14 protein-coding genes are annotated in these 14812 nt (G+C 70.0%); 8 read left to right on the top strand and 6 right to left on the bottom strand.

Annotation, left to right across the window (positions count from 1 at the left end; all coding sequences use genetic code 11):
• Positions 1–33: 33 nt before the first annotated feature.
• Positions 34–3405: an ALF repeat-containing protein gene (locus tag ACFQGL_RS15680; protein ID WP_377512103.1), complete on the bottom strand. Its 3372-nt coding sequence runs from the start codon at positions 3403–3405 to the stop codon at positions 34–36.
• 219 nt (positions 3406–3624) lie between these two features.
• Positions 3625–4380 (bottom strand): Clp protease N-terminal domain-containing protein, encoded by a 756-nt coding sequence (locus tag ACFQGL_RS15675; RefSeq protein ID WP_377512099.1) that lies wholly within the window; start codon positions 4378–4380, stop codon positions 3625–3627.
• Between the two features lie 202 nt (positions 4381–4582).
• Between ACFQGL_RS15675 and ACFQGL_RS15670 the strand changes: the two genes are divergently transcribed.
• Both ACFQGL_RS15670 and ACFQGL_RS15665 read left to right on the top strand, forming a co-directional pair.
• Complete coding sequence (locus ACFQGL_RS15670) at positions 4583–6166, top strand: ricin-type beta-trefoil lectin domain protein (RefSeq protein WP_377512096.1); 1584 nt, start codon at positions 4583–4585, stop codon at positions 6164–6166.
• A 203-nt stretch (positions 6167–6369) separates the two neighbouring features.
• Positions 6370–7197, top strand: coding sequence for a DUF72 domain-containing protein (locus ACFQGL_RS15665; RefSeq protein WP_377512537.1), 828 nt, complete (start codon positions 6370–6372; stop codon positions 7195–7197).
• Positions 7198–7213: 16 nt separating this feature from the next.
• Here the strand turns inward: ACFQGL_RS15665 and ACFQGL_RS15660 are convergent, their stop codons facing one another.
• Together ACFQGL_RS15660 and ACFQGL_RS15655 are read right to left on the bottom strand one after the other, a co-directional pair.
• Positions 7214–9046: a glycoside hydrolase family 15 protein gene (locus ACFQGL_RS15660; RefSeq protein WP_377512093.1), complete on the bottom strand. Its 1833-nt coding sequence runs from the start codon at positions 9044–9046 to the stop codon at positions 7214–7216.
• A gap of 143 nt (positions 9047–9189) precedes the next feature.
• Positions 9190–9525: a hypothetical protein gene (locus ACFQGL_RS15655; RefSeq protein WP_377512090.1), complete on the bottom strand. Its 336-nt coding sequence runs from the start codon at positions 9523–9525 to the stop codon at positions 9190–9192.
• 223 nt (positions 9526–9748) lie between these two features.
• Here ACFQGL_RS15655 and ACFQGL_RS15650 point away from each other — a divergent pair, with 223 nt between their 5' ends.
• The 3 genes from ACFQGL_RS15650 to ACFQGL_RS15640 all read left to right on the top strand — a co-directional run bounded on the left by ACFQGL_RS15650 (position 9749) and on the right by ACFQGL_RS15640 (position 11202).
• A complete protein-coding gene (locus tag ACFQGL_RS15650) occupies positions 9749–10174 on the top strand; it encodes a VOC family protein (protein WP_377512087.1) in 426 nt (141 codons plus the stop codon).
• 1 nt (position 10175) lies between these two features.
• Positions 10176–10727, top strand: coding sequence for a YdeI/OmpD-associated family protein (locus ACFQGL_RS15645; protein WP_377512084.1), 552 nt, complete (start codon positions 10176–10178; stop codon positions 10725–10727).
• A 76-nt stretch (positions 10728–10803) separates the two neighbouring features.
• The gene (locus ACFQGL_RS15640; protein ID WP_377512081.1) at positions 10804–11202 is read left to right on the top strand and encodes a nuclear transport factor 2 family protein; all 399 of its coding nucleotides are present in this window, start codon (positions 10804–10806) and stop codon (positions 11200–11202) included.
• A 38-nt stretch (positions 11203–11240) separates the two neighbouring features.
• Here the strand turns inward: ACFQGL_RS15640 and ACFQGL_RS15635 are convergent, their stop codons facing one another.
• The gene (locus tag ACFQGL_RS15635) at positions 11241–12455 is read right to left on the bottom strand and encodes an FUSC family protein (RefSeq protein WP_377512078.1); all 1215 of its coding nucleotides are present in this window, start codon (positions 12453–12455) and stop codon (positions 11241–11243) included.
• Between the two features lie 54 nt (positions 12456–12509).
• A complete protein-coding gene (locus ACFQGL_RS15630; RefSeq protein WP_377512075.1) occupies positions 12510–12806 on the bottom strand; it encodes a DUF6582 domain-containing protein in 297 nt (98 codons plus the stop codon).
• A 125-nt stretch (positions 12807–12931) separates the two neighbouring features.
• On the opposite strand from ACFQGL_RS15630, the gene ACFQGL_RS15625 reads away from it, so the two are divergent.
• The 3 genes from ACFQGL_RS15625 to ACFQGL_RS15615 all read left to right on the top strand — a co-directional run bounded on the left by ACFQGL_RS15625 (position 12932) and on the right by ACFQGL_RS15615 (position 14753).
• On the top strand, positions 12932–13219 hold the full coding sequence (locus ACFQGL_RS15625) for an amphi-Trp domain-containing protein (protein ID WP_377512072.1): 288 nt from the start codon (positions 12932–12934) through the stop codon (positions 13217–13219).
• 342 nt (positions 13220–13561) lie between these two features.
• Positions 13562–14428: an ion transporter gene (locus ACFQGL_RS15620; protein WP_377512069.1), complete on the top strand. Its 867-nt coding sequence runs from the start codon at positions 13562–13564 to the stop codon at positions 14426–14428.
• 103 nt (positions 14429–14531) lie between these two features.
• The gene (locus ACFQGL_RS15615) at positions 14532–14753 is read left to right on the top strand and encodes a hypothetical protein (RefSeq protein WP_377512066.1); all 222 of its coding nucleotides are present in this window, start codon (positions 14532–14534) and stop codon (positions 14751–14753) included.
• The last annotated feature ends 59 nt before the right edge of the window (positions 14754–14812 follow it).

Genomic DNA, 14812 nt, shown 5'->3' with positions numbered 1-14812 from the left:
GCCCGGACACGTGATTGGGTCATCGATCTCCAATCAGAAGCACAGCGCGAAGATGCACCTGGGGTAGATGACCGGGACCGTAATTGGAACACCGTATTCCCAGTACCCGCCCATGTACGGGTTGGCACCGACCTCCCACGGGCTGCCGACACCTTCCATGCCCGTCGTGAGGTACGAGATGCCCTGCCCGATGTAGTACAGGCCGAGGAAGTGGCCCGGTGAGAAGTACTGCCACTGGTCGGAGTGTCGTGCCTCGTGTTCGAGCAGGTTGGGGCCGTAGGTGCTGGCGTCCACGCCCATGGCCCGCAGGTCCGCCCGATCTCCGGCCTCTTCCCCCAGCTTCTGGTCGAGCTCGGAACGGGACTTGTGGGTGAGCAAGTAATCGCCGACTGTCATGGTGCGTTCACCTGGCGTATCCACATCGGTGCAGATGATCTGCTTGGCGCCAGTGAAGCAGTTGCCGCCCCAGAGCTGCAGCGCTGCCTCCGCGAGGGCGTTGTTGCCCATCAGTCGATTTCCCCAACGCCTTGGATCGTCGCCGTTGGACTGATCCAGCGGCGGCCCGTCGGCCGGCCCACCCGGGTTCTGGGCGGCCTCGCGCCGCTGCAACTCGACCGACGCGGCCAACGCCGCGGCCGCCTCGGCAGCCGCCTGGTCCGCACTCCTACCGGCGGCCAAGGCCGAGGCGCGGGCGCGGTCCGCGGCATCGTAGGCCGCGCTGGCGTACGAACTGGCCCGCGCCGCGGCGTCCGCGGCCGTGGCGGCCGACGCCGCGGCACTCTCCGCGCTCTGCCGCGCGGAGGCGGCCGCGGCCTTGGCTACCTGGGCCGACTGCGCCGCCTGAATCGCCGATGCCGCCGCCGCCTGGGCCGACTGCAACGCCTGGGTGGCGAATCCTGCGGCCTGGCTGGCCGCCTGCTGTGCCTCCGCCGCGTAGCGCGCCGCATCCTCGGCGGCCTTTCGGGCCACCGCCGCGACCCGTGCCGCCTCGGCGGCGTCCTTGCGCGCGTTGGCCGCGTAGCCGGCCGCCTCGGCGACCAACCCGCGTACCCGCGCCACGTGGGTGACCGCCTCCAGGTCACGTCGCTGCGCCCGGAACTGCCCGTCGGCGAGGAAGTTCTTCAGGTAGGCGCGGGGCCCCGCCAGGGCAACCTGGGCGGCGGACTTCACCTCGGGTCCGCCAGCGGACATGATCTGGCCGACCTTGATCCGGTCGTCGACTTCGGCAGCGGCGTACTGCCCGGTCGTCAGGAACGCATGCCGGTCGGCGTCAGTCCCGTTGAGCGCCGCCTGACCCGTGGTCACCATGGTGGGTCCGCCGGCATTGATCAGCTGACCGATCTGGATGCGGTCGTCCACCTCCTTGCCCGCGTACTCCCGGGTCAGCAGGAACTGTGCGACGTCGTCGTGGTCACCGGCGAGGGCCGCCGTGGCGGCCTCGCGAAGGGCGGGTTTGCCGAGGGCGCCGATGTGCCGCACCCGGGCGCGGTCGTCCTCATCCGCCGCGACGGCTCGGCCGGTGGTCAGGAAGGTCCGCAGGTCGGCCTCGGAGCCCGCGAGGGCCTCCGCAGCCGCCTTCTGGGTCCACTCACCACCGGTTTGGACGAGTCGGGCGGCAGCGTGACGCCCGCTGGACAGGACGGTCGCCGTGGGTGCGCCCGGCGCGCTGGCTTCGGCCAACCACTGCCGCGTCTGCGCATCCAGCCGGGCCTCCTCGGCCGCGTCGTCCGCAGCCTTGGCCAACTTCTCCTGCTCGGCGAGCCGGGCCTCAGTGGCGTCCTGCACGCCCTGCTCAGTCTGGGCGGCCAGCCGCTCCACGTCGGCGACCCGCGCCGCCTCCTCCACCGCGGCGGCCTGGTTCGCTGCGTCGGTGGCGGTGTTCGCGGCGGCCAGTGCGCCGGCCGCGTGCTGGGTCGACTTGGCTGCGGCGGTCGCGGCGTCGCCGGCGTGTGCCGCCGCGTCGTCGGCCGCGGCGGCGGCGGCGGTCGCGTGTGCCGCCGCGTCCATCGCCGCCTGGTACGCCTGGTTGGCAGCCTGCGCCGACTGCCGCGCGAACCGTTCGGCCTCGTTGGCCGCACGGGTCGCCACAGCGGCGTTGCGCTGGGCGGCCTCGGCGGCAGCCCGGGCCTTCGCCGCCTCTGCCGCCGCGACGTTGGACTGCCCGCCGGCCGCAGCCGCCGCAGCCGCCGCAGCGGCCGAGTTCGCCCCGGCGTTGGCCGCGCTCACCGCCGCTCCGCTTGCCGCCAGCGCCGCATCGCCCGCCGCCTTCGAGGCGTCGGCTGCCTTACGCGCGTCCGTCGCCACCTTCCGCGCCGTGGCGGCAGCCTGACGGGCCGCCTCAGCCTTGGTCGCATCGGTCGCCGCCGCGGCGGCCGCGCCGAACGCCTTGGACGCCGACTGACCAGCGAGGGTCGCGGCCGAGGCGGCCCGAGCCGCAGCGTTCGAGGCGAGGCGGGCCGCGTTGTTCGCCGCCTTCGCCGCGCTGACCGCGGTCCGTGCCGCGTCCGCCGCGCGTGCCGCCGCGTCGGCCGCCCGGGCCGCAGCCCTGGACGCCTTCTCGGCGGAGTTCTGGGCGGCCTGGGTCTCGGCCTTCGCGCGCTCGGCCGCCTCCTTGGCCAGCCGGGACGCTTCCAACGCCTGAGCCGAGGCGATCTTGGCTGCCTCGGTCTCCTGCGCGGCCAGCTCACCCGCCTCCTTGGCCCGACTGACGAGCAGGGAGAGCGTGCTGATCTCCTGGTCGCGCGCCCGAGCCACGTTCTGCCCGGTGATCAGGAACTCCCGCAGGTCCTGCGAAGTGCCACCGTTGAGGGCCTGCTGGCCGGCCTCCTTGACCGCCGGGCCACCGGCGCTGATGATCTGCGCGACCCGAACCCGGTCGTCGAGCGTCCGGGCCTGGTCCAACCCCAGGTAGAAGAAGTTCAGGACGTCCTGCGGACTCCCGTTCAACGCGGTCTGACCAGCGGCCTTGGTCTGCGGTCCACCGACGGAGATGACCTGACCCAATTTGATTCGCAGGTCGATGGTCAGCGGTTGCTCGTAGCCACCGTCGAGGAAGGTCCGGACATCCGCCGGTGAGCCGGCGAGGGCGGTCTCGGCGGCAGTGCGCAGGGTGCTGCCGCCCGCCGCCTGATACTGCGCCACCAGGGTTCGATCGTCATGCGCCTGAGCAGCGGCCAGGCCGGTGTCCAGGAAGGCTCGGAGGTCCGCGTCCGAGCCGGTCAACGCCAGTTCGGCGGCTCGGACGACCTCCGGACCGCCGGTCAACAGGAGGTCGACGCAGCGCTGCCGTTCGGCCGGCGTTGGTGCGTCGGCGTACGCCGGCACGGCGAGCATCCCGGAGGCCACGGTCAAGACCGTGGCCGTTGTCAACGCGTGCAGCAGCGCACGTCTATAGGTCTTTCTCATTCCGCTCCCCCGTGTAGCGATGTGGACATGCCGGCCGGTAGCGGCACGGCTACCCGAGGCTAGGGGAGCGATATCGAGTCCATGGTCCCGAGAACGCATGTACGACTTTCCGCTTATGCGGTCCATCCACACCGGACAGCGCGGCTACGCGCCGGCCTGGCGAACACGATCGGCGTCCGTTCTCCAGGTCGGCGCGAGCCGGCCTTCCGCGTGCTGGCGTTACGGAACGTCGGGACCTTGCGCGGCTCGCTTGACCACCTCGGCGAGGGCGGCGCTGAGGTCGGCCTCGACGGCCGCCTTCTCCAGGCCGAGGCCGGTGAGCACGCCGCTGCCGTCCTCCTGCTCCAGCAGGGCCAGCAGGATGTGCTCGGTGCCGATGTAGTTGTGCCCGAGCCGCAGCGCCTCCCGGAAGGTCAGCTCCAGCGCCTTCTTGGCACGCGCGTCGTACGGGATGAGGTCCGGGACCTGCTCGGCCCGCGGCGGGAGGACCGCCGCCACCGCGTCCCGCACCGCCTCCGGGGACACACCTCGACCGGCGAGCGCCCTGGCGGCCAGCGCCTCGGGCTCGGCCAGCAGACCCAGCACGAGGTGCTCGGTGCCGATCTCGGCGTGCCCACTGGCCCGGGCCTCCTCCTGCGAGGCGATCACCACGTTGCGAGCCCGAGGGGTGAACTTCCCGAAACCGGCGTTCGGGTCGAGCGCCGCCGCAGCCTCGGGAGACACCTTCGGCACGAAGCGCTTCTGTGCCGCCTGCTTGCTGACCCCCATGCTCCGGCCGATGTCGGTCCAGGACGCACCCGAGCGCCGCGCCTGGTCCACGAAGTGCCCGATCAGGTGGTCGGCGACCTCGCCGAGGTGGTCCGCGGCGATCACCGCGTCGGTGAGCTGATCGAGCGCGTCGGTGTGCACCTTCTTGATCGCCTGGATCAGGTCGTCGAGCTTGACTGCGTTACTGATCTGGATGGGATCCGTCATGCGTCAACCATAGGTTGACGGCACCTTCTCGTCAACCACAAGTTGACGATCCCACGGAGCGGCCCGCCGACGTCCGATGTTTCCGCCCGGTTAACATTGACGATCTGCTATGTCAGGAGAAGACTCAGACCTGGCTCCGGGTGACCCTTCCCCGACCCCGAGCCGCCGGCCGACGGGTTCCGATCGCTGCCGAGGAGTCAAGATGCGCAGAACCGCTCGCCTTCTGTCCGCGCTGCTGCTGCTCGCGGCGACGACCACGACCATCGTCACGACCACCGACCTGCCGGCGGCGGCCCTGGACAACGGGTTGGCCCGCACCCCGCAACTGGGGTGGAACGACTGGAACAGCTTCGGCTGCAACGTCAACGACGCTCTCATCCGGCAGACCGCCGACGTCATGGTCTCCAGTGGCATGGCCGCCGCCGGCTACCAGTACGTCAACATCGACGACTGCTGGTCCACGCGCAGCCGCAACGGCAACGGCGACCTGGTCCCCGATCCACAGAAGTTCCCCAACGGGATCGCCGCACTCGCCGACTACGTACACGGCAAGGGCCTGAAGCTCGGCATCTACTCCTCCGCCGGGCTCACCACCTGCGCCGATTACCCGGCGAGCCTCAACAACGAGCAGCGGGACGCAAACCTGTGGGCGTCCTGGGGCATCGACTACCTCAAGTACGACAACTGCGGCGACACCCAGGGCCGCACCGGCCAGCAGCGGTACACCGCGATGCGGGACGCGCTGGCTCGTACCGGCCGACCGATCCTGTTCGCGATCTGCAACTGGGGTAACGACGGCGTCGGCACGTGGGGGCCGGCCACCGGCAACTCCTGGCGTACCACCGGCGACATCGCCGGCAACTGGGGTTCGGTCATGGGCATCCTGGACGCCCAGCCCGGCTGGGCTGCCTCGGCCCGGCCCGGCGCCTGGAACGACCCGGACATGCTGGAGGTCGGCAACGGCCTGACCGACACCGAGTCCCGGGCCCACTTCAGCCTCTGGTCGCTGCTCAACGCGCCGCTGATCGCCGGCAACGACCTGCGTTCGATGAGCGCGACCACCCGGTCGATCCTGACCAACACCGAGGTCATCGCGGTGAACCAGGACTGGGGTGGCCGGCAGGGCAACAAGATCAGCGACAACGGTGACCAGGAGGTCTGGCTCAAGCCGATGGCCAACGGCTCCGCCGCGGTGGTGCTGCTCAACCGGGGTGGCGGCACGGCCACCGTCTCGACCACCGCGTCCGCGCTCGGGCTGGGCAGCGCGTCGAGCTACTCGGTGCGGGACCTGTGGGCGCACACCACCGGCAGCTCCGGGCCGACGATCAGCGCGTCCGTGCCATCGCACGGCGCGGCGATGTACATCGTCTCCGGCGGCGGTACCCCACCGCCCGGCGGCGGCACGAGCGTGCTGCGCGGCGTCGGCTCCAACCGCTGCCTCGACGTACCGAACGGCAACGAGACCAACGGCACGCTGGTGATCATCTGGGACTGCCACGCCGCCAACAACCAGCAGTGGACCCGCACCAGCGCCGGAGAGTTGCGGACCGCCGGCGGCAAATGCCTCGACGTGTACGACAACCGCACCGCCAACGGCACCGCGGTCGAAATCTGGGACTGCAACGGTCAGGCCAATCAACAGTGGCGGCTGAACAGCGACGGCAGCATCCTCGCGGTCGGCGCCGGCAAGTGTCTCGACGTCATCGGCAATGCCACCGCCAACGGCTCCACCGTCGCGATCTGGGACTGCAACGGCGGCAACAACCAGAAATGGCGTACCTCCTGACCGCGCCGAACCGCCGACAACCGGCCGACGCGTCAGCCGGCCTCGGCGTACTCCGGTAGGCGGCGCGCGACGGCGGCCGGGGCGGGCATCCGGACGATCTCCCCGGCGATCGCCCGGGCCCTGCCTCGTCCGGCCGCGCGTATACGGTGGGGTCCGTTCACCTGGGATGAGGAGTGGTCATGCGTCTGCACGTGGGATGCGCGATGTGGTCCCACAGGGCGTGGCAGGGGCGCCTGCTGGCGCATCCGCTCGCGCCGCAGGAACGCCTGCGGCACTACGCCGGCTGGTGCGACGCCGTCGAGGGCAACACCACGTTCTACGCGACTCCGGCGAGGGACACCGTGGCCTCGTGGGCCCGCCAGACGGATCCCGACTTCCGGTTCGTACTCAAAATTCCCAAGGTCATCACGCACGAACGTCGGCTGACCGACGCCGACGAGCCGCTGCGCGCCTTCCTGGACGCCATCGAGCCGCTCGGCCCGCGCGCCCATGCCCTCTGGATCCAGCTGCCCGGGTCGTTCTCGCCCGCCGACGTACCGACGCTGAGCCGTTTCCTGAGCCAGCTCCCCCGGTCACACCGGTACGCCGTGGAGGTCCGCCATCCGGCGTTCTTCGCCGAACCTCGGGCGACCCGCCTCCTGTCCGAGGCCCTCGACGCCGTGGCCGCCGAGTGGATCCCGTTCGACACCACCGCGTTCTTCGCGAGCCCGCCGACCAGCGACGCGGAACGCGATGCCTGGATCAAGAAGCCGCGCGTGCCGCTGCGTGCGCTCGCGCTGACCGACCGGCCGATCGTCCGCTACCTCGGTCGCGACGACCCCACGCGGACGATCGAGGGGTGGCAGCGTTGGCTCGACATCGTCGTCGGCTGGCTGCGGGAGGGACGCTCGCCGACGATGTTCGTCCACACACCCGACAACGCCGACGCGCCCGTGCTCGCCCGCCGCTTCCACGACGAGGTACGCAGCCGCGTACCCGAGCTCGAAGCGTTGCCCGAGCCGATCCCGGTCGAGCCCCTGACCCTCTTCTGACCGGCGCGGCCCGAGGTCAACTCCGTTCGTCGAGGAGGTTGTTGAGGCTGACCGCCGTGCTGATCAACGAGAGATGGCTGAACGCCTGCGGGAAGTTGCCGATCTGCTCACCGTTGGGCGCGATCTCCTCCGAGTAGAGGCCCAGCGAGGTGCTGTAGGTGAGCATCTTCTCGAAGATCAGCTGGGCATCGTCGAGCCGGCCGGACAGGGCGAGGGCCTGGACGTACCAGAAGGTGCACATGCTGAAGGTGCCCTCGGTGCCGACCAGGCCGTCCGGCGAGGCCTTCGGGTCGTAGCGGTAGACGAGGCTGTCGGAGACCAACTCGGAGTCGATCGCCCGCAGCGTCGACTGCCACATCGGGTCGGTCGGCGCGATGAAGCCGACCCCGGGCATCACGAGCAGTGCGGCGTCCAGGATGTCGCTGCCGTAGTGCTGCACGAACGCACGCCGCCCGGGGTGAAAGCCGCGGGTCATCACCTGCTCGTAGATGGCGTTGCGCTCGATGGTCCAGCGGGCGATGTCACCGGGGCGCCCGCGGCGGTCGGCGAGACGGATCGCACGGTCCAGCGCCACCCAGGACATCAGCCGCCCGTACGTGAAATCCTGCCGGCCGGACCGGGTCTCCCAGATGCCGTCCTCCGGCTCGTCCCAGTGCTCGCAGAGCCAGTCCATCAGGTCAGTCGTCTTCCGCCATCCGTCGTACGAGACGAACAGCCCCTTTCGGCCAGCGAGATCCAGGGAGTTGAGCGCCTCGCCGTAGATGTCGAGTTGCAGCTGACCCGCCGCGCCGTTGCCCACCCGTACCGGCGCCGAACCGCGGTACCCCTCCAGGTGCCCCAACACCTCCTCGTCGAGGTGCGGTGAGCCGTCGACCCGATACATGATCTGCAGCGGTTGGTCGCTGTCGGCGGCCTCGCAGATGCGCTCGTCAAGCCAGTGCAGGTAGCGCCGGGCCTCGTCGTCGAAGCCGAGGCAGAGCAGCGCGTGCACGGAGAAGGACGCGTCCCGGATCCAGGTGTAGCGGTAGTCCCAGTTGCGCTGCCCGCCGACCTGCTCGGGCAGGCCGGTGGTGGGCGCGGCGATCAGCGCACCGGTCGGGGCGTACGTCATCAGTTTGAGCGTTATCGCCGACCGCTCGACCATCTCCCGCCAGCGCCCGGTGTAGTGGGAACCGTTCAGCCACCGTCGCCAGTGGTCGCGGGTCTCAGCGAGCAGTTCACAGGCATGCTCCTTGCTGAGCGCGCGAGGAGGGTGCGGGCCGGCGGTCTCCAGGACCACGCCGCCGATGTCACCCCCGTGCAGCGTGTAGTACGCGGAGACGCCCTCCTCGTCGCGCCGGACGTCCTCCGGGCCGACCAGCCCTTCCGACTCCTTGAAGGCGCTGAGGGTGAGAGTCAGCGTGCGGCTCCGGAAAACGTCGCCCTCCGGGTTCACCTCCAACTCGTACGGATCGCGCCCGTAGTTGAACCTGGGGCGGCAGTCGAAGCGGAATCGCATGGTGCCGCGGACCATCCGGATCAGGCGGATCAGCCGGTGCCGGTCGGTGACCTGCTCGCCGGTGACCGGCATGAAGTCCAACAGCTCGCCCACCCCGTCCGCGCTGTGGAAGCGGGTGATCAGGATCGGCGTTCCGGGGAGGTAGAGCTGCTTGCTGGTGTACTTGACGCCGTGCGGCGAGAGCTGGAAGTAGCCGCCCTTGCGGCGGTCGAGCAGGGCGCCGAAGAAGCTCGGCGAGTCGAAGCGGGGCGCGCAGAACCAGTCGACCGTGCCGTCCTTGTCGATCAGGGCGGCGGTCTGCAGATCGCCGATCAGGCCGTGCTCCTCCACTCCCGGGTAGTTCGGTCTCACGCTGACCCCCCGCCCCTCGCCACACCGACGGCGGCGACTACCCGAAAGGCGTCGTGATACACGGCCCCAACGGCGCGGCATCGGCTGCCGGGGCAGGGGCCGGGGCGGGCGAAGGGGTTGAATGCCGCCCGCCCCGACGTCTGTCACCTGGCGATGAAGCTCTTGAAAACGTTCGGCTCCCAGTTCCGGAGCGTGCCTACTGCCGTCTCGGAGCCGGAGCAGTCGGCCGCCCGGTAGATGGAGACGTTCGTGACGGGGGTCGTGGCGATGAGGCTGTCCGCGCCCTGCGGCAGCGGCGTGCAGACGCCGGTAGCCGTGGGGAAGTACCCGACCTCGGTGGTGAACCATCCCGTGTAGAAGGTCGCGCCGGGGGCCGGAAACGCAGCGGCCGAGGCGGGCGAAGCGGCGACGCCGAGCCCGGCGGTCATGATCGCGGACAGGGCCAGAACCGCGCCGGTCTTGCCTGCTCTTGCTCGCATGTGCAACCTCCAGTGCATCGACAGCAACTGAAGACATCGTTGTCGCACTTTGTTGCCATCGCAAGTACAACCGGTCTTTAGGGAGGAAACCGGGATGCCCGAACCGCCCCTGACCACCGTAGATGCGCATGCGACTTTTTTCGTTCACCCGGTCATTGCGGAAGCGCCGCTTCCACAATCGCCGATAGCGTGGCCGCAGAAGACATCGACGAGAGGACACCTGATGAGCCTGCGAGGATTCGCGACACTCAACATCTGGGCGGACGACGTGGCGGCGGCCACCGCGTGGTACGCGGAGTTCCTGGGCGTCGAGGCCTACTTCATGCGACCCGGACCCGACGGTCGCCCGGCCTACACCGAGTTTCGCATCGGCGACTACCAGGGGGAGTTGGGCATCATCGACCGCCGGTACGGCCCACCCGGCGCGGCGAGCGGCCCCGGCGGCGCGGTCATGCACTGGCACGTCGACGACCTCGACGCCACCGTCGCGCGACTGAAGGCGATGGGCGCCACCGAGTACCAACCGATCACGCCGCACGGCGACGAGGGGTTCGTCACGGCCTCGGTGGTCGACCCGTTCGGCAACCTGCTGGGAGTCATGAACAACCCGCACTACCTCGACGTTCTCTCGTCGAGGAAGCCGGCATGACATGGAGGTGCTCGACTTCCCCGACGCGGCGGCATGGGAGTCCTGGCTCGTGGCGCAGCACGAGGTGCGGGGCGAGGCGTGGCTGCGGATCGCCAAGCGGCACTCGGGGATCTCCTCGATCTCGATCGCGGACGCCCTCGACGTGGCCCTCTGCTACGGCTGGATCGACGGTCAGCGCAAGGGCCTCGACGACGTGTCGTTCCTCCAGCGCTACTCGCGCCGGCGACCGAGGAGTTCGTGGTCCCAGGTCAACGTCGCGAAGGTCGACGCGCTGACCGCCGCCGGGCGGATGCGGTCCGCCGGGCTCGCCGAGGTCGCGGCCGCCAAGGCCGACGGACGTTGGGATTCGGCGTACGAGTCGCAGCGCGCCCACGAGGTGCCACCCGATCTCACGGCCGCGTTGGCCGGTGACGCCCGCGCGAGCGCCGCCTTCGATCGACTCGGCCGCTCCGCTCGGTACGCCGTGATCCTGCCGCTGCTCAAGGCCCGCACTCCGCAGGCGCGCGCGAAAATCCTGGCCCGGGCGGTCGCGCGGCTGGCGGTCGACCAGTAGCGGTGTCGCCGGCCTGTCGGGGGCCGGTGGTACGAAGTGCGCTGACCCGAGACGCGGATCCACGGAGGGGGCGATCATGGAAACACGGGAGGCGGCCCGGCGCTGGGCCAGGACCTGGACCGACGCCTGGCCGGCGCAGGACGTCGACGCGATCGTCGCCCTGCAGCACGAGACCGGCGAGCACTGGGCCTCACTGTTCCGTCCGTACCGTGGGCGTTCCGGCCTTCGGGTCTATCTCGAGGAGTGCTTCGCCGAGGAGTCTCGCCCCGCTCAGGTGTGGTTCGCCGAGCCGCGGGTCGACGGCGACGCGGCAGCGGTGGAGTACTGGGCGGTGATCCACGTCAAGGACCAGCCCATGACCATCTCCGGGTGCACCGTGCTGCGCTTCGACGAGGCTGGCCTGGTGGCCGAGGCTCGCGACTACTCGCACGCCAAGGAGGGCCGGCACACGCCGCCGGCCGGGCTCTTCGACTGACGGGAGGCGGCGGTGCACCTCGCGGTGAACCCCGCCGCTCAATCCCGCTCGTCCCGATCCATCGCCCCCCGCACCAACTCGGCGGCCCTGCCGGCGTCCAACCCGCTGGCCATCAGCAGGTCGTGCGCCGCCGTACGGAAGAGACCCACGGCGATCATCCCCGAGTAGCCCAGACGGTGGGTGTGCGGGCGCGCGGGGTCCCGGGTCATCTCACCCTGTGCCCGGCCGGCCAACTCCACGGCGGTCAGGATCTGCTGGCGTGCCTCCACGGGCTCCGCACGGGCGCGAATCGTGCACCTGAGAGTCTGCACACTCGCGGCGAGCAGGTCGATGGCCGCGGGAAGCTCGGCCGGTATCGGTTCATCATCCTTGAGGGCGGTCGTGAGCAGCCTGGTAATGGACCGGCAACTGTGCAGGCTGCGCTCCAGATGCCGGACTGCCCGGGTGTAGAAGCCCAGAGATGGCCGTTCACGCCAACGTAACGGCGCCAGCCGCACCACCTCCTGGGCGGCGTTGAGCCCGTCGTCCAGCGCGGTCATCCGGGGGTCGAGGTCCCGCAACCGACGCAGGCTGCGCTCGGCCCCGCCCAGGTTCCGAGCACGAAGCGCAGCGGCCAGGTCGTGCATGGCGGTGATCGCCGGATCGAGAACGGGCTCGGCCAGTCGCCGCACCGTCCGTTGCGGATGGATGGGTACCAACAGCAGACCGACCGCCAGCCCGATCAGCCCTCCGACCGCGGCGTCGACGAAGCGGGGGATGGAAGGGTCACGTACGGGAGGTTCCAGCGTGGCGACGAGCACCGCCGTACCGCCGGCCTGGGTGAGCAGCGAGCCGCCGCCCTTGAGCAGAATGGCGACGATGATCGCCAGCACGACGACCGCGCCGGTCTGCCAGGGCCCGATGCCGAACAGCGGCATGAGTGTGTCGCCGACGGCGAGCCCGAGCACCACCCCGCCCAACAACTCGACGGTGCGTCGCAGGCGTGACCCCATCGAGGCTGCCACGATGCCGACCGCGGTGGTGGGCGCGAAGATCGGAGTGGGATTGTCCAGGAACCGGTACGCCACGAACCAGGCGATCGCCGCCGCGATGCCGGCCTGAAGCGCGAGCAGCCCGAACAGGCGCAACCGCCAGGCGCGGGCCCGCAGCGCACGCCGTCCCGCCTCCTGCACGCGGGCGAGCGTCCGGCCCGCTCGGGACCGCCCGTGCGGTGCCGGGTCGAATTCGGCTGCCGGCTCCTGGTCTGCGGGCACTCGCGCCGTCTACCCAGGGCGGGCAAACCTATCCGAAGAGTGGAGATACCTGCCTCAATGGGCGGGATTGGGCGTGTGCGGCAGCCGGCCCAGTTGGTGCCAGTCGGTCTCCGCGACGTCGACGCCGTAGTGCGCTGCCGCGGCGAGGATGTTCTGAAAGGCCAGCTCGCGATCCTTGTCGCTCACGCCCTGCACCTGATCGAACCGCGCGAGGGCATTTCGGACATGGCCCGCGTCGGTCATCGGCTCCTTGCGTCTGCCCGGGAACGCGAACACGCTCTCCGGTAGCTCACGCTTGTCCTTGTCCGTCAGCCCGCCGTGCTTCTCGTGAGGTTTCCAGGTCGACTTCATTGCCCACCATTACCCACTCGCCGCCCCTCAGCACCCGCACCCCAAGATCCATATCATGTGGGCAGGGTCGTGCAAGATCGAACCCACCCCGCCCGTGTCCTATGTGGAGTGCGAGCATGGCCGGCATGGATATCTACGAGGACGCCCGTACGGTGTCACGTGCCGACCTGGCCGCCTGGCTGCGCCAGCTGGCAAACCAGTTGGAGTCTGACGGCCGGATCTTCTACGGCGCCGCCGGCGCGGTGGCTGTCGCGGACACCGTGCGGTGCGAGCTGGAGATCGAGCGCGAGAGCGAGACGGAGCTCTCCGTCGAGATCGAGTTCTCCTGGACCCTGCCCGCCCCGGCAAAGGCCGCGGACGAGGAGGACAAAGCCGAGAGCGACGAAGCAGCCGAAGCGCCCCCAAAGGCGTAATCCCCCCTCCCTCTCCCCCTCCTCGCGCCCTCCCCGCGCCCTCCTTCTCGTCGATCTAGGGCATATCGCTGCTAGTGGATCTCGCTGCACGGCGATTTGCCCTAGATCGACGGGGAGAGCAGCGGGGAGGGGCGGGGCCGGGGGGCGGGCGGGGGCGGGGGCGGAAAGGGGGCGGGGCGGGGTGGGGGCGGGGTTGGAGGACGGCGGTTACCGATCTTGGTGGCCGCCGTTGTCGTTCATGGTGGCCAGGGCGATTGTTGATCCTTTGTGGCCATCCCGCCCGCTTCCCGAAACCTGGACGCCCTAGTGTGCAGCGCGGTAGTGGGCGGGCCAAGGAGAGTCATGACGAGTGCTGTTCAACGTCGGGGGCATCGGCTGGCCGACGCGTGCCAGGAGCTGGTGGGCCGATCCTGGTTCAACCTGGCGAGCTTCGTCGTCATCGTCGTCAACGCGTTGGTGCTGGGCCTGGAGACGTACGACAAGACGGGGCTGGTGTCCGACGCGCCACTGCGGACCGTCGAGTCCGTGTGCCTGGGCTACTTCGTGATCGAGCTGGTGGTCCGGTTCGGCGCACACCTGCGTGATCCGGTCGGCTTCTTCCGCGACCCGTGGAACGTCTTCGATCTGCTCATCGTCGTCGCGCCACTGGTGCCCGGCGTACGGGAGAACGTGACCATGCTGCGGCTGCTGCGCCTGGTCCGCATCGTCCGCGCGTTCCGCCTTTTCCCCAGCCTGCGCGTCATCCTCGTCGGGATCCGGCGCAGCCTCCCCGGGCTCGGCAGCTTCCTGCTGGTCATGGTCCTCGTGCTCTACGGGTACGCGATGGTCGGCTGGATGCTGTTCGGCAACGCCTACCCCGATCGGTTCGGCACCGTGGGGCAGGCGATGCTCACCCTGTTCCTGCTGCTGTCCCTCGACGGCATCACCGACGCCCTCCAGGCCGGCCGGGAGGTCACGGGTTGGGCGGTGGTGTTCTACGTCTCGTACATGGTCAGCGCCTGCTACCTGCTCACCAACCTGCTGGTGGGCGTGGTCATGAACGCGCTCGACGAGGCCCATCAGGAGGAGCGCGCCGCGGCGGCGCAGGCCTCCGTGCCGACGCCCTCCGATGATCCGGGCGAGCCCTCGGTCCACGAGCAGTTGGCCCAACTGCGCGCCATCATCACGGACCTGGAGCATCGACTGCCGGAATCCCATCACGCCGAGTGACGAGGTTGTCCCTTGTAGATGGTCTTGACATCCGATGATCTAATTCATCCGGAAGTTTCACGTTTGGGCGGGGTGCCCCGCCCGTACAACCGAAGGAGCGCGCATGACCGTCACGGCCGATTTCAGCAAGCTGGTCGTCAAGGCCTACCAGGAGAAGAGCCTCGCCGAGCTGGTCGACTCCCCGGTGAACGCGCTCACCGGCGTCAGCGCCGGCGACGCCAAGCTGCTCAAGGAGGCGTTCAACATCGTCACCGTCGGCGACCTCGGCCGCAGCCCGTACTTCCGTACCGCTCAGGCCCTGGTTGCCCTGGCCGCGAACAAGTGATGACGCGCTAGCGCAGAAATGCCGCGGGGGCACCCACCGTCGAACGCGACGGTGGGTGC

It is taken from the genome of Micromonospora vulcania, from assembly GCF_042658605.1.
Taxonomy (GTDB): Bacteria; Actinomycetota; Actinomycetes; order Mycobacteriales; family Micromonosporaceae; genus Micromonospora; species Micromonospora vulcania.
The sequence above is the reverse complement of the archived record's forward strand: the minus strand, read 5'-3'. Positions and strand labels throughout refer to the sequence as shown.

What these genes read in the sequence shown, in the direction of transcription:
- ACFQGL_RS15680 (WP_377512103.1), bottom strand. Translation starts at nt 3,405, where the DNA reads ATGAGAAAGACCTATAGACGTGCGCTGCTGCACGCGTTGACAACGGCC.
- ACFQGL_RS15675 (WP_377512099.1), bottom strand. Translation starts at nt 4,380, where the DNA reads ATGACGGATCCCATCCAGATCAGTAACGCAGTCAAGCTCGACGACCTG.
- ACFQGL_RS15670 (WP_377512096.1), top strand. Translation starts at nt 4,583, where the DNA reads ATGCGCAGAACCGCTCGCCTTCTGTCCGCGCTGCTGCTGCTCGCGGCG.
- ACFQGL_RS15665 (WP_377512537.1), top strand. Translation starts at nt 6,370, where the DNA reads ATGTGGTCCCACAGGGCGTGGCAGGGGCGCCTGCTGGCGCATCCGCTC.
- ACFQGL_RS15655 (WP_377512090.1), bottom strand. Translation starts at nt 9,525, where the DNA reads ATGCGAGCAAGAGCAGGCAAGACCGGCGCGGTTCTGGCCCTGTCCGCG.
- ACFQGL_RS15650 (WP_377512087.1), top strand. Translation starts at nt 9,749, where the DNA reads ATGAGCCTGCGAGGATTCGCGACACTCAACATCTGGGCGGACGACGTG.
- ACFQGL_RS15645 (WP_377512084.1), top strand. Translation starts at nt 10,176, where the DNA reads ATGGAGGTGCTCGACTTCCCCGACGCGGCGGCATGGGAGTCCTGGCTC.
- ACFQGL_RS15640 (WP_377512081.1), top strand. Translation starts at nt 10,804, where the DNA reads ATGGAAACACGGGAGGCGGCCCGGCGCTGGGCCAGGACCTGGACCGAC.
- ACFQGL_RS15630 (WP_377512075.1), bottom strand. Translation starts at nt 12,806, where the DNA reads ATGAAGTCGACCTGGAAACCTCACGAGAAGCACGGCGGGCTGACGGAC.
- ACFQGL_RS15625 (WP_377512072.1), top strand. Translation starts at nt 12,932, where the DNA reads ATGGATATCTACGAGGACGCCCGTACGGTGTCACGTGCCGACCTGGCC.
- ACFQGL_RS15620 (WP_377512069.1), top strand. Translation starts at nt 13,562, where the DNA reads ATGACGAGTGCTGTTCAACGTCGGGGGCATCGGCTGGCCGACGCGTGC.
- ACFQGL_RS15615 (WP_377512066.1), top strand. Translation starts at nt 14,532, where the DNA reads ATGACCGTCACGGCCGATTTCAGCAAGCTGGTCGTCAAGGCCTACCAG.